Annotated in this window: 10 protein-coding genes and 1 tRNA gene; 4 read left to right on the top strand and 7 right to left on the bottom strand. The window is 57.1% G+C overall.

From position 1 onward, the window contains the following. Positions 1-3: 3 nt before the first annotated feature. Positions 4-228, bottom strand: a complete 225-nt coding sequence (locus AC2FFP_RS01715) for a hypothetical protein (RefSeq protein WP_496767765.1) — start codon at positions 226-228, stop codon at positions 4-6. A gap of 666 nt (positions 229-894) precedes the next feature. Here AC2FFP_RS01715 and AC2FFP_RS01710 point away from each other — a divergent pair. The 4 genes from AC2FFP_RS01710 to AC2FFP_RS01695 all read left to right on the top strand — a co-directional run bounded on the left by AC2FFP_RS01710 (position 895) and on the right by AC2FFP_RS01695 (position 6,034). Beyond that, positions 895-969, top strand: a tRNA-Gly gene (locus AC2FFP_RS01710). Positions 970-1,233: 264 nt separating this feature from the next. After that, positions 1,234-3,054, top strand: coding sequence for an ABC transporter transmembrane domain-containing protein (locus AC2FFP_RS01705; protein ID WP_496880648.1), 1,821 nt, complete (start codon positions 1,234-1,236; stop codon positions 3,052-3,054). 154 nt (positions 3,055-3,208) lie between these two features. After that, positions 3,209-5,098, top strand: a complete 1,890-nt coding sequence (locus tag AC2FFP_RS01700) for an acyl-CoA synthetase (RefSeq protein ID WP_496880647.1) — start codon at positions 3,209-3,211, stop codon at positions 5,096-5,098. 12 nt (positions 5,099-5,110) lie between these two features. Continuing rightward, entirely contained in the window at positions 5,111-6,034 is a 924-nt protein-coding gene (locus AC2FFP_RS01695) for an alpha/beta hydrolase (protein ID WP_496880646.1), read from the top strand. A gap of 4 nt (positions 6,035-6,038) precedes the next feature. Here AC2FFP_RS01695 and AC2FFP_RS01690 read toward each other — a convergent pair whose 3' ends face one another. The 6 genes from AC2FFP_RS01690 to AC2FFP_RS01665 all read right to left on the bottom strand — a co-directional run bounded on the left by AC2FFP_RS01690 (position 6,039) and on the right by AC2FFP_RS01665 (position 14,159). Further along, entirely contained in the window at positions 6,039-6,875 is an 837-nt protein-coding gene (locus AC2FFP_RS01690) for an alkaline phosphatase family protein (protein ID WP_496880645.1), read from the bottom strand. Positions 6,876-7,032: 157 nt separating this feature from the next. Next, positions 7,033-8,670 carry an ABC transporter ATP-binding protein gene (locus tag AC2FFP_RS01685; RefSeq protein ID WP_496767775.1) on the bottom strand — a complete coding sequence of 546 codons (1,638 nt, stop codon included), beginning with the start codon at positions 8,668-8,670 and terminating at the stop codon, positions 7,033-7,035. After that, positions 8,667-9,482 (bottom strand): ABC transporter permease, encoded by an 816-nt coding sequence (locus AC2FFP_RS01680; RefSeq protein ID WP_108859503.1) that lies wholly within the window; start codon positions 9,480-9,482, stop codon positions 8,667-8,669. The genes AC2FFP_RS01685 and AC2FFP_RS01680 overlap by 4 nt, the downstream gene beginning before the upstream one ends. After that, positions 9,482-10,438 carry an ABC transporter permease gene (locus AC2FFP_RS01675; RefSeq protein ID WP_058276793.1) on the bottom strand — a complete coding sequence of 319 codons (957 nt, stop codon included), beginning with the start codon at positions 10,436-10,438 and terminating at the stop codon, positions 9,482-9,484. Before AC2FFP_RS01675 ends, AC2FFP_RS01680 begins: the two co-directional genes overlap by 1 nt. A gap of 15 nt (positions 10,439-10,453) precedes the next feature. Beyond that, positions 10,454-12,040: an ABC transporter substrate-binding protein gene (locus tag AC2FFP_RS01670; RefSeq protein WP_108859350.1), complete on the bottom strand. Its 1,587-nt coding sequence runs from the start codon at positions 12,038-12,040 to the stop codon at positions 10,454-10,456. A gap of 124 nt (positions 12,041-12,164) precedes the next feature. Next, the gene (locus AC2FFP_RS01665) at positions 12,165-14,159 is read right to left on the bottom strand and encodes a CocE/NonD family hydrolase (RefSeq protein ID WP_496767777.1); all 1,995 of its coding nucleotides are present in this window, start codon (positions 14,157-14,159) and stop codon (positions 12,165-12,167) included. Between the last annotated feature and the right edge of the window lie 48 nt (positions 14,160-14,207).

Raw genomic sequence — 14,207 nt, 5'->3', positions numbered from 1 at the left:
GCGTCAGTCAGGGCGACGCCACGCCCCTGCAGCAATCGCCCGTTCGGTTGCCTCTGCCGGCAAGCCGACCATACCCACTGTCGAAAGAATGTCATAGGCATGCGCTTCGATGGCTGCCAATTCCAAGGACGACAGCGGCCTCAAAGCACCCCCAATCTGAAATGCAGGCAGTGCTCCCGGTTCCAATCCGGTTTCTGATGTCTCTTGTCTTCGCGTGCGTCTAACCATCTACGCCCCTCAACAACACCAATAAAGCGCAATTGTCTTGTGTTGAAAATTCAATAAACCGGCTCAGTTGGTGAACAAAATTCACGAAAGGTCTTTAGCGTTGCTTTGCGCTGTATGAGTCTCATCGCAACAGCTCGGTTTATCTCAAACCAATGAATGCGTCGCTTTTTAAAAAGGGCTTTCCTGTGACGTTTGTGTCCGCGCATACCGCTATGGGTTGTTGCAGCAGATATTGGAGTTCAACATTCTAAATGTCAGCTCCAACCCTAATTGGGCAGGTCAACAATGCCGCCCGAGGTGTGAACGCCGGTTTTCTCGCCGCGCCGCGGTACAACGGCCGATTCCCATGCGGCAAAATATCCGCAGCGAGCGTGCGCAGCGAAAAATCAAAATCACATAATGGGCTCAGTGCAGTCCTTGCCGCCAATAAGACGAATGCCCGTTCTGTACGCAATGGGGACATTCGAACAGTTCCGATGGGAACAGGGACACTTTGATTGTTCCGTTGGTTCTATTAAAAAATTGACAGCTTACTTTTTGGCCAAACTCCATAACTTGCCTGCGATTCAGCTGCAGATTTTTTGTTCAACAAAGATCAGTTGTCTGAAAAAAAACAAATCCTCTATTGACCGCAAATTCGGGATGAAATAGACCCGCTCGAGCTGAGCGGGCGTCGTATACTGGCTATTACCTCAGCCTTCCAAGCTGATGAAGCGGGTTCGATTCCCGCCGCCCGCTCCAAGAATTTTTCTCCGACATATAACCTGCAAAACGACTGTATTTATTCTAATAGTGCATTGAAATAGTTGTTTTAGCAGTGATTAAGATGCTTGCCTTCCAAGCTGATGAAGCGGGTTCGATTCCCGCCGCCCGCTCCAAATCAGCCTATAAATTCTGCGTCAAATGGCCCTTTTATGTGGGGTCATATATTGTGGTTCTTGACCCGGCTTGCCGCGGCCGCCAAGAAGCGAACACTTAAGTGCGAAAAAGACGTAAGGGCCAATTATGGCGAACTCTGCCTCAGCCACGCCCAAGGGCAAACCTGCACCCGGTGCCACGGAAGAGCGTGCTGGATCTCGGAAGATAGGCGTTCTGTCGTCTCTTTGGCCATTTATGAAGCCGTATCGGGCTCTGATGACGGGTGCGGTACTGGCACTGGTGTTGACGGCCAGCATGACGCTAACCCTGCCACTTGCGGTACGCCGAGTAGTCGACAATTTCCGAATTGAAGATGGCGAGCTGCTGGATTGGTACTTTCTGGCGGCACTGGGCATTGCCGCGATTTTGGCGGTGGGAACTGGCATCCGATATGCGCTGGTCACCCGGTTGGGTGAGCGCGTCGTGGCCGATATCCGCAAGGCCGTGTTTAACCGCGTCATAGGAATGAGCCCCGAGTTCTACGAACGGGTCATGACCGGAGAGGTGCTCAGCCGTATCACCACGGACACGACCCTGATTCAGTCTGTGCTGGGATCGTCCGTATCCATTGCCTTGCGCAATATGCTTTTGTTCGCGGGTGGTTTGGTCCTGATGCTGCTGACCTCGGCCAAGCTAACGGGTTTGGTGCTTTTGCTGATCCCGGTGGTGGTGGTGCCGATACTTGTTCTGGGGCGTCGTCTGCGGGTCCTCAGCCGCGAAAATCAGGACTGGATCGCAGCCTCGTCGGGCAACGCAGGCGAGGCACTGAGCGCGGTTCAAACCGTTCAGGCCTTTACACATGAAAAAGCCAGCCGGAAGCAGTTCGGCGAAATGACCGAAACCTCTTATGCGGTTTCTCTTCGACGTATACAAACGCGCGCCGTGATGACGGTAATCGTTATCTTCCTTGTATTTTCGGGCATCGTCGGCGTGTTGTGGATGGGGGCAAACGACGTTCGCAACGGCGTGATGACCGAAGGTGTTCTGATCCAGTTCGTGATCTACTCAATCATCATGGCCGGCTCTGTCGCCGCCCTCTCTGAGATTTGGAGCGAGCTGCAACGTGCAGCCGGCGCGACCGAGCGTCTGGTGGAATTGCTGAACGCGCAGGATACCGTGATCGATCCAGCCAAGGCCAAACCCCTGTCAGCACCTGTGCGCGGTGAGCTTCGGTTCGATGATGTCACCTTCCGCTACCCGGCCCGTCCGGATGTGGTGGCACTGGACCATCTGACCCTTTCGATCAAACCGGGTGAAACCGTGGCTTTCGTTGGTCCATCGGGTGCAGGCAAAACCACAGTGATCCAGATGATCCAGCGGTTCTACGATCCGGACGCAGGTCATGTCAGTCTGGACGGCGTTGACCTACGTGATCTCGACCGGTCCGATTTCCGGCAGCACATGGCTTTGGTGCCCCAGGATCCGATCATCTTTGCAGCCTCGGCCCGCGAGAATATTCGGTTCGGGCGTCTGGACGCCACGGATGCCGAGGTTGAGGCGGCCGCGCGCGCAGCCGCGGCGCATGAGTTCATCTCGAAACTGCCCGAAGGTTATGACAGCTTTGTTGGTGAGCGCGGCGTTATGCTGTCAGGCGGTCAGAAACAGCGCATTGCGATTGCCCGTGCGATCCTGCGGGATGCCCCGGTTCTGCTGCTGGACGAGGCGACCTCGGCCCTGGATGCTGAAAGCGAACGCGCGGTTCAGGGCGCCGTTGACCAGATGCGCGCCGGGCGCACCACACTGATTGTGGCCCACCGTCTAGCGACAGTTAAAAAAGCGGATCGGATCGTGGTGATGGAGGCCGGTCAGATCGTTGCGCAAGGCACGCATGCGGATCTGGTCGTTCAGGATGGCTTGTATGCCCGTCTGGCGCGCTTGCAATTCACCGACGGCGTTGCAGCAGAATAGCCTGACGTCAGGGCAATCAATTTTGCGCCGCTGCGTAATTCTATAAATTTGGGCGCGGCCTCTCTACCCCTCGCTTGCACCCGCGTGGTTTTGCTTCCATCTTGTCATGGAAAAAAGCCGCGCAAGACGTGGGAGAAGAACAGGGAGGAGCCACATGGCATTTGTGGGTTTGGAAGACAAGGCGAGGATCGAGCAGGAAATGTCGTGGGAGGATCGGGATGTTCCGGTCACGTTCCACCAGTTACTGTCGCGCACGGCAGGCAAATACCCAGACAGTGATGCGGTCAGCTTTCAGCTCATGTCCGGCCCGACAGACAAGGCCGAGACGCTGACGTGGTCGCAACTGTTGGGCAAAGTCAATCAGGCGGCAAACCTGTTTCGGTCTTTGGGCGTCGGCGAGAAAGACGTGGTGGCCTATGTGCTGCCCAACTGTAACGAAACGCTGGTCACCCTGATGGGTGGCGCGGTCGCAGGGATCGTGAACCCGATCAACCCGCTGCTTGAGCCCGAGCAGATCGCAGCAATCCTGCGTGAAACCGGTGCCAAGGTGGTCGTGACGCTGAAATCCTTCCCAAAGACGGATGTGGCGCAGAAGGTCGAAGAGGCGGTGCGCCATGCGCCCAACGTCAAGACCATTCTTGAGATTGACCTCAACCGTTATCTGACGCCGCCGAAATCCTGGCTGGTGCCGTTCCTGCGTCCCAAAATGGGCGACAAGGAAAAATTGGCGCATGCGGACTATAAGAACTTCAACAAGGAACTGTCCAAGCAACCGACGACACTGACCTTTGAAGACAGCAAGGAAGATCGCGTTGCCTGCTATTTCCACACTGGCGGCACGACCGGTATGCCGAAGGTCGCACAGCACAAATACTCGGGCCTGATCTACAACGGTTGGCTTGGAAACACGCTGCTGTTTTCCGAAGAAGACGTGATCATGTGCCCGCTGCCCATGTTCCACGTTTTTGCCGTGCATGTGATCATGATGGCTGCCGTCTCATCCGGCGCGCATGTGGTTTTCCCGACGCCTGCTGGATATCGCGGCGACGGCGTGTTCGACAATTTCTGGAAACTGATCGAACGCTGGAAAGTGACGTTCATCATCACCGTCCCAACTGCAATTGCCGCGAAAATGCAGCGCCCAGTGGATGCGGACATCTCAAGCGTGAAAACGGCATTTTCGGGCTCAGCGCCTCTGCCGGTCGAATTGTTCCGACGCTTTGAAGAGGCAACCGGCGTGACCATCGTGGAAGGCTATGGTCTGACCGAAGCCACCTGTCTGGTGTCCTGCAACCCGGTGGACGGGGAAAAGAAGATCGGCTCGATCGGTATTCCGTTCCCTTATACGGATGTGAAAATCCTGCAGGATGGTCCGGACGGACCAAAGGAATGCGCCGCAGATGAAATTGGTGAGATCTGCATTTCGAATCCGGGCGTTTTCGCCGGTAACACCTATACCGAGGCGGACAAGAACGTAGATCTGTACCACTTCGACAAGTACCTGCGCACAGGCGATCTGGGACGCTTTGACGGGGACGGTTACCTGTGGATCACAGGTCGTGCCAAGGACCTGATCATTCGCGGCGGTCACAACATTGACCCGGCCGAGATCGAAGAAGCTCTGCTGGGGCACGATGCTGTCGCGTTTGCCGGTGCCATCGGGCAGCCTGACGCCTATTCGGGCGAGGTGCCATGCGCCTTTGTCGAACTGGTCGATGGCGCCTCGGTGACCGAGAAAGAGCTGATGGAGTATTGCAATGTGCATGTCCATGAACGTGCGGCACAACCCAAGCACATGACCATTCTGGACGAGCTGCCCAAAACTGCTGTCGGTAAGGTCTTTAAGCCTGAGCTCCGCAAACAGGCGATCACGCGTATCTATAACGGCGCGTTGGAAGAGGCTGGTCTTGAGGCACGGGTCATTTCGGTCATCGACGATAAGAAACGTGGACTCGTTGCGCAGCTTGACGCGAAGGGTTCCGCAGAGGACGATGTCAGCAAAGTGCTGGGATCGTTCACCCGGCCGTGGGAGTGGGCTGCCTGACCGGGAGGAAACATGGATTATGAACGTCTGATTGATGAAGAGACTTGGGCGTTCATAAAACGAACGGCTGAAAGCTATCCGGATGATGCGGTCGACCTTACGATCGAGGATCAGCGCCGGGTCTACGACACGATGTGTCGCGACTTTCGCCAACCCCGCCCACAAGGGGTCGAAACACAGGACAGGCAGGCCGATGGTGTGCCTGTCCGCGTTTACAATGCCGGTCACCCGACACGAACCGTCATCTATTTTCATGGTGGCGGTTTTGTTGTTGGCGGATTGGACAGCCACGACGACGTCTGCGCCGAGATTTGCGCGCAAACCGGGTATCGGGTCGTGGCCGTCGACTATAGCCTGTGCCCCGAACACGTACATCCTGCGCAGTTTCAGGACGGCTGGACCGCTACGAACTGGGCCGTGCAGGAGTTTGGCGATCCTATTGTCCTTGCGGGTGACAGTGCCGGTGGCAATCTGGCGGCAGCGGTCGCCCAATATGGGCGAGGGCGGTTGGAGAATGTGCTGGGGCAGGTGCTGATCTACCCAGGTTTGGGCGGCGACAGCGCGAACGGGTCGTATATCGAACACGCCCACGCGCCGCTTTTGACGCTGGATGAGATCGTTTTCTACGAAAAGGTACGTTGCGGTGGCACTGTCCCGCAAGATGATCCGACCTTCGCGCCGCTTCAAGACACAGATTTCTCGGGTCTTCCGCCGACCGTGGTGGCGACTGCAGATTGTGATCCGCTGCGGGATGATGGCGCCGCTTATTGCGACAAGATTTCCGCCGCCGGAGGCCAGGCGCATTGGATCAACGAGCCGGGCCTCGTTCACGGATATCTGCGCGCGCGTACAAGTGTGAAGCGCGCGGCAGACAGTTTTGAGAGGATTTCGGTCGCGATCGAGGCGCTGGGCCAGCAGATCTGGCCCTACGACTGATCTCTCACTTCAGGAACGGTTTCGCCTTCATCGTTTCGGCAATGGGCGCACCCATCCGGTTCAGGATCGTGGGCGCTAGTTGCAGCTGGTCGATCACCGTGTCGACCTCGGGGCCTTCGGCGTCGCCAAAATAATACAGCGCGGTTTCCTGTTGCAGCGGGCTGCGCCCGCCGTGGTGTCCCCGCTCATCCTGTCCGTGATCAGCGGTCACAATCACGTCGTACCCCAGTTGTCGCCAACGCGGGATGAAAGGTGCCAGCATCTCGTCAGCTACGAAGCAAGCGTGGTCCATCTCTTCGCAATCGTGGTAAAAACGGTGCCCCATACTGTCCAATGTGCAGGCATGCAGCAGGCCGTAGTCCAGCCCATGACGCAGGCATAGATTGGTCAGAGTGGCATAGAGATCAACGTCGGACGGGGTCATCTGATTGGCTTTGCCATAGCCTGTCATGGTGTGAAAGCGACCGTGGTTGATCGTTTTGCTCTCAGGCTCATCATATTCGATATCGCGGACGTAATCGAACGGGTGGCGGTTGAAGAACTGCGACCAATAGTTGTGGGTGACAGCGCCGGTTACGCCACCAGCATCTCGTACCTGGCTGAAAACGTCCTTGTGGCTCAGGCGGAAGACATTGCCGTTGCCGGTACAGCCGTGTTCCTGCGGTGTCACACCAGTATGGATCGAGGCATAGCAGCTGGCCGACGTGGATGGCAGAACAGCGCGTAGCTTCCAGACCCGCGCCTCACCGCTGTCGACCCAACCTTCAAGGTTACCGAACAACCGTCGGAAATTGCGCCACGGAACACCGTCCAGGATGATGAGGAGTAGTTTGCGGTCCATGTCATTGGCCTTTTGACTAGATATTTCCGGCGACCCTAGGGGATTCGCGATCAGGGGTCTGCCCGTTCGCGCCCCCAATAGCAAAATCCCGACACCTGTCATCGAACAAGCGCCGGGATTTCAATTTTTCACTTACCTGTCACGGAAAGGGCAGGGGTCAGTTTCCGGCGCTTTCCATTTTGCGGTGGGCAACGACCTCTTCCAGCCAACCCAGATGCATCTCGGGGACGGAACTGAGCAGCAGGTCGGTATAGTCGTCGAACGGCGGGCTCAGCACCTCCCTTTTCGACCCATAGCGAACCACGCGGCCCTGATACATCACAGCGATGCTATCGCTGATCGCGCGCACCGTCGCCAGATCGTGGGTGATGAATAGGTACGCCACATCCTCGATCTTCTGAAGGTCCAGCAGCAGTTTCAGGATGCCGTCCGCAACCAGTGGATCAAGTGCCGAGGTGACCTCGTCACAGATGATCATCTTGGGCTTGGCTGCCAGCGACCGCGCGATACAGACACGCTGTTTCTGACCACCTGACAGTTCCGCCGGATAGCGGTCCATGTACTTTTCGCCCAGTTCGATCTCATCCAACAGTTCGACGATCCGCTTGCGTTTTTCGGCACCGCGCATGTTGAAGTAGAACTCCAGCGGGCGTCCGATGATCGTACCAACCGTCTGGCGTGGGTTCATTGCCACGTCAGCCATCTGGTAGATCATCTGCAGCTCGCGCAGGTCTTCACGGCTGCGGCCCTTCAGATCGCCACTAAGCTTGCGGCCAGCAAAGGTGATCTCACCATCGCGCGGCGGCAGCAAGCCTGTGATCACCCGCGCCAGTGTCGACTTGCCCGAACCGGATTCACCGACGACGGCCAGTGTCTGCCCCGGATGAAGCTCGACATTGACGTTGTGTAGCACGTCAAAATTCAAACCCTTGTAGCGCGCGGTAATACCTTCGACGCTCAATACCGATTCCGGTGTGGGTTTTTTCTCTTCGTGCTCGATCGAGCGGACCGAAACCAGCGCCTTGGTATACTCTTCCTGCGGGTTGTTGATGATCTGGTCGGTATTGCCATACTCGACCGTATTGCCCATCCGCAGAACCATGATGTCATCACTGACCTGAGCAACAACGGCGAGGTCATGCGTGATGTAGAGCGCAGCAACGCCAGTATCGCGAATGGCCTCTTTGATCGCCATCAGAACGTCGATCTGAGTGGTCACATCCAGTGCAGTGGTCGGTTCATCAAACACCACCAGATCAGGCTCGGGGCACAGCGCCAGCGCCGTCATGCAACGCTGTAGCTGACCACCCGAGACCTGGTGAGGATAACGATCACCGATATTGTCCGGATCGGGCAGCCCCAGCTTGGCGAACAGTTCACGCGCACGACCTTCGGCCTCTTTACGCGAAAACTTCTTATGTTCGACCGCCGCTTCGACCACCTGATCCATGATCTTCTTGGCCGGGTTAAACGACGCGGCCGCGGATTGCGAGACATAGGCAACCTCGCCACCACGCAGATTGCGGATATCGCTGTGCGGAGATTTCAGAATGTCGCGCCCGTTGACCCAGACTTCGCCACCGGTCAGTTCGACGCCACCGCGGCCATAAGCCATAGACGCCAGACCGATGGTCGATTTACCGGCACCGGATTCACCGATCAGCCCCAACACCTTGCCGCGTTCGAGGTCAAAGCTGACCCCGTGCACGATTTCGATGTCATGGGGCTTTTCGCCGGGCGGATAGACGGTCGCGCCAATCTTGAGGTTGCGGACCTTGAGTAGGGTATCACTCATCCCCGGCCTCCTTTCAGCGATGTGGTACGGTTCAAAACCCAGTCAGCAACAAGGTTGACCGAGATGGCGAGCGTCGCGATGGCTACAGCGGGGTACAGGGCCGCGCCGATGCCATAGACGATTCCGTCCTTGTTTTCCTTCACGATGCCGCCCCAGTCCGCCAGCGGCGGTTGGACGCCCAGGCCCAGGAACGACAGGGTCGAGATGAACAGGACCATGAAGATGAACCGCAGCCCGAATTCAGCCACCAGAGGCGACAGAGCGTTTGGCAGGATTTCCCGGAAGATGATCCAGCGCCGGCCTTCACCGCGCAGCTTTGCGGCTTCGACATAGTCCATCACGTTGATGTCCACGGCGACCGATCGAGACAGTCGGTAAGGACGTGTGGCGTCCAACAGCCCCATCACAAGGATCAGGATCGGAACGGTAACCGGAACAATCGCCAGGATAACCAGTGCCAGGATCAGCGTTGGGATCGACATGATCAGGTCAACCGTCCGGCTCAGCGCTTGGTCAGCCCAACCACCCAGAACCGCAGCCAAAAGGCCCAGCGAGGTGCCAGTGATAAAGCTGAGGATCGTAGCCATCGCAGCGATAAAGATGGTCGTGCGACCACCATAGATCATACGTGTCAGCAGATCGCGCCCGATATTGTCCGTGCCCAGCAGATGCTCGGCGCTTGACGGTTCCCACACATCACCGACCACTTCGGCCATTCCGTAAGGGGCGATCAGTGGGGCTGCGATCGCTATGAAAAAGTACAGTCCGGTGAAAAACAGACCGACGGCGGCCGAAATAGGAATGTTTTTCATCATTTCGGATGCCTCAGTCTTGGGTTGGCAAGGATAGACACAATATCGGCAACCATGTTGAGCCCGATATAGACCGCGGCAAAGACGACGCCGCAGGCCAGAACGACTGGCACGTCACGCTTGGTCACCGAATCCACCAGATATTGCCCCATGCCGGGATATACGAACACCACTTCGACAACGACGACGCCCACAACCAGATAGGCCAGGTTCAGCATCACAACGTTGACAATAGGGGAAATCGCGTTGGGAAACGCGTGGCGCGCAATGACCTGAAAATTCGAGAGGCCTTTCAGTTCAGCCGTTTCGATATAGGCCGACTGCATCAGGTTCAAGATCGCAGCGCGGGTCATTCGCATCATCTGCGCCAGAACCACCAGTGTCAGAACGAAGGCAGGCAAGGCGATGGCATTGAGCTTTTGCCCGAAGGACATTGTATCGTTGATCATTGCGAGTGAGGAGAACCAGCCCAGTTTCACCGAGACGAAGTAGATCACCACGTAACCGATCAGGAATTCCGGGATCGAAACCGTTGTCAGGGTGATTGCAGAAATCAGTTTGTCAGGCCAGCGGTTGCGGTACCGAACGGCCAGAAGGCCTAGAAAGATAGCAAGCGGCACGGAAACGACGGCTGCAGCACATGCCAGGAACAGGGTGTTCCCCAAGCGCTTTCCGATGCTTTCTGCGATGTCGAGTTTGTTGGTCAAAGACTGACCCAGATCGCCCTGCAGGATGCCGCCCAGCCATTCGAAATATCGGGTTAGAGCGGGACGGTTGAGGCCCATTTCCTCGCGTAGGTTTGCCAGCGCCTCGGGGGTTGCGGATTGGCCAAGGACCGCTTGCGCAGCGTCCCCAGGCAGGGCTTCGGTGAGGCCGAAAATCAGAGCCGATGCACCGAAGAGAAGCAGGAGTCCCAGCGCAAGGCGCTGGGAAACCAGTTTGATGATAGGATGCATTATCCGTGGGCCCTATCAGGCGAACCACATCTTGCGTGACATGTTGCCATTCATCATCTCTTGGGTTGGGTCGCTTTCCCAACCTTCGAGCTGATTGGTGACGCCTTCGACAAAATCGTTGAACATCGGGCAGATCAGACCGCCCTGGTCGCGGACCATCATGCCCATTTTGCTGTAGATGTCCTTGCGTTTGTCGTTGTCCAGTTCGGCCCGTGCTGCAAACAGCATTTCGTCGAACTCTGGCACCTTGAAGCGGGTGTCGTTCCAGTCGGCAGTCGACAGATACGCTGTCGCGTACATCTGATCCTGCACCGGACGGCCACCCCAATAGGATGCGCAGAACGGCTGAACGTTCCAGACCTCGGACCAATAGCCATCGTTGGGCTCGCGCTTGATTTCCAGCGGGATACCGGCCTGAGCCGCGCTTTGCTGGAACAGGGCCGCTGCGTCAACGGCACCCGGGAAGGCGCCATCTGCAACACGCAGGATGATCGGCGAACCGTCATGGCCCGACTTCGCATAGTGTTCTGCCGCCTTTTCAAGGCTGAAGTCGCGTTGCGGGATAGAGCCGTCAAACAGCGGGTATGCCGCATTGATCGGCATGTCGTTGCCAATTGTGCCGTAGCCGCGCAGAACCTTGTCGACCAAGTCCTGACGGTTGATTGCGTGTTTCAGCGCCAGCCGCAGTTCGTTGTTGTCGAACGGCGCGGTGTCGCAATGCATGATGAACACATAATGTCCACGGCCGGCGGTCGAGTGGACCGTCAAGTTCGGGGCGCGGCCCAGCAGATCGGCAACCTTTGGTTCGACGCGGTTGATCGCATGAACCTGACCGGATTGCAGAGCAGCCGTACGGGCAGTCGCATCGTTGATGACAATTACTTCGACGCTGTCGAAATTGCCGAAATCGGGGTTCCAGTGGTTGGCGAACTTCTTGAACACGTGGCGTACGCCGGGCTCGTCGACTTCCAACTGGTATGGTCCGGTGCCAATGCCCGCACCTGGGTTTTCCATTCCACCATCAGGCTGAATGATCAGGTGATAGTCGGCCATCAGATAAGGCAAGTCGGCATTTGGCTCGGTCAGTGTGACCTGGAAATTGTCGCCATCGGCCTTCATTGACTCGATGCCCTTCATGATACCCAGGGCACCGGACTTGGAGTCTTCGTTCGAGTGGCGCTCCATGGTTTTCAGCACGTCTTCGCTGGTCATGGTCTTGCCGTTGTGGAATTCGACGCCCTGACGCAGTTTGAACGTCCAAACTTTGGCGTCCGCGCTGCCTTCGACGGCTTCAGCCAGGCGCGGCTCGATCGACCCGTCGGGCGCAACTTCCACAAGCTGGTCGCCGAATTGTTTGCCGTTCTGGAACGGCACCGAGCTGGCATAGGTCGCCGGATCCAGCGAATTGGTGGATTCGCCGCCCTGCAGGCCAAATTTCAGGTCGCCGCCCTTCTTTGGTCCTGCCGCGCGCGCAGCGTCAGCGAACATGGTGCTGGCCATCGCCGCCGACACACCCAGAGCCGCCGCTTTCCCCATGAATTCGCGACGGGTCAGTTTGCCCGCAGTGACCTGACCGGCCATGTGAGTGAGTTGTTCGTTCATTTAGTGGTCTCCCAGTTGAATGGATTTCAGCCCTTGATGGGCTTTTTATTGACGCATGAGTCAAGTTAGGCGCATTTCGGTCTACCGAGCAAGGACAAATGTCTGCCCTTTGGTCGCCAAAATATCACATCTGGTTGCGTGGAACGGCGTCCTCCGTTTGTTTCGAAAATACCAAAGTTTCGTTTTCAAAGGCACTTATCTGCGCCTTGAGAAAAAAGCTCTCGCGATCCGACCACATTTCGCAGGATGTTTCGGTCCGCAGGTTTATCCCGTCCCGACTGATCTCTTGTGACCAGCGGCACTGCCCGTGCGCGGATAGTGGGTCGTCGGGATGGATAGTCCAGCGTTCATCGGCTGTGCCACCATACGTTAGCCCGTGGTGATTGTCGGTCACACGACCAAAATCATCTTCGATAATCAGGCTGGTTTCACCTGAATTCATGTCAGTTTCCACCCGACGAGAATTGCTGCTGTCCCGCAGGAACGTCACGTCAATAGGGGTTTCAGAGTCGGGTTGTTGAAACACATGTTCATCATCACCTGCGGTCGGCCGGATCGGGATCGTAATCGTACCACCTGTCAGGTGCAGTTCGACGGGTTCGGGTGAGGGCCAGATTAGCGGCCAATACGCGCTGGACACAGCCACCCGCACGCGATGTCCTTTGGGAACGCGATAGGCGATGTGATCCAGGTCCAATGAGATTTCGTAGGGCGCTCCGGGCGTCAACGGAGTTGGTTGCGCGTGGCTGTCACGGTGCGACAGATTCAGAACGCCATACGTAATCCGGGTCGAAGCTCCGTCCGGGTGGATGTGGTTCAACCGCACGGCAATCTGTGCTTGCGGGCGGTCGGCGCTGACATTCAGGCAAATGCGCGGTGCACCGACTATATCCAGGTCTTCCGACAAAGGCGGCCCATCGAAACAGGCGGACACCGCATCATCGGTGCGCTGATCACCGGGCATGTCGGGGCCCAGCCAAATGGCGCAATACTCACCGCCGTCCATGCCACAGGTTTGAGGCGAACGAACCCGGGTATCCAACGGTTCATCTTGACCAAGTCCAGCGTTGGACAGGCTCAAGGTCAGGTTGGACAGATGTGAGGTTGCGCCGGTCTGTTCGCTGATCCAGCGCCCCGGTCTGTCGTTGTACCATCGATGTGGACGGACCCCGTCCATCAGATACGCTCGGTAGTCGGGGTCGGTTTCAACTCCGCTATCCAGACCTTTCAGCCAATGATCCCACCAACGCAGTGCCTCTTGAAGAAAACCGATCCTCGGTTCGGGCACCGCGAAATGCGGGTATTTGTGCACCCATGGCCCCACGATTCCCTTGACCGGAGCGTTAAGCTGTTCGACCAGCAGCGGCACGGTATTCTTGTACGCGTCCCCCCAACCGCCTATGGCCAAAGTCGCCGCGCGGATCGCGCTGAAATCCTCGCAGACAGAGCCATGCTGCCAATAGGCGTCGCGCGTCTGGTGGCGCAGCCAGGTCGAGGGCAGGAACGTTTGGTTTTCCAAACGCTTAAGCCACAACTCGCGCCAGTTGGGGCGCAGCGCAGGATCCGGTGCGCGGGATGAGTACGACCACATGGTCGCGCCCCAACCCAGGTTTTCATTTAGCAAGCATCCGCCCTTGTAATGGATGTCGTCTGCGTAACGATCTGCGGTTGAACACAGGGAGATAATTGCTTTCAGCGGCGCGGGTTGAAGGGCGGCAACCTGAAGCGCGTTGAACCCGCCCCAGCTGATTCCCATCATCCCAACGGTACCCGAACACCACGGCTGATCCGCCAGCCATTGAATTGTGGAAACGGCATCATCCAGCTCTTGCTGAGTGTATTCGTCTTCCATCAACCCTTCGCTGTCTCCATTGCCGCGCATGTCCACACGAATGCAAGCATAGCCGCGTTTGGCAAACCAAGGATGGGTCAGGGCATCACGCGTCGCCGTACCGTCACGCTTGCGATAGGGAAGAAACTCCAAAATGGCCGGAACGGGGTTGCTGTCTGCATCTACCGGACGCCAGACTCGTGCTGACAGGCGACACCCGTCGGGCATCACTATGCCGACATCCGGTAAGTCTTCGATATCGCATAGCGAATTGAGCGAGCGCGTCATTGTGGAAGTGTCACGGTCTTTTGCGTTTCCCGGTGTTTGAAAATCGTC

Source organism: Ruegeria sp. YTSC004 (assembly GCF_059609805.1).
Note: the sequence above shows the minus strand (reverse complement) of the source record. Positions and strands in the feature narration are given on the sequence as shown.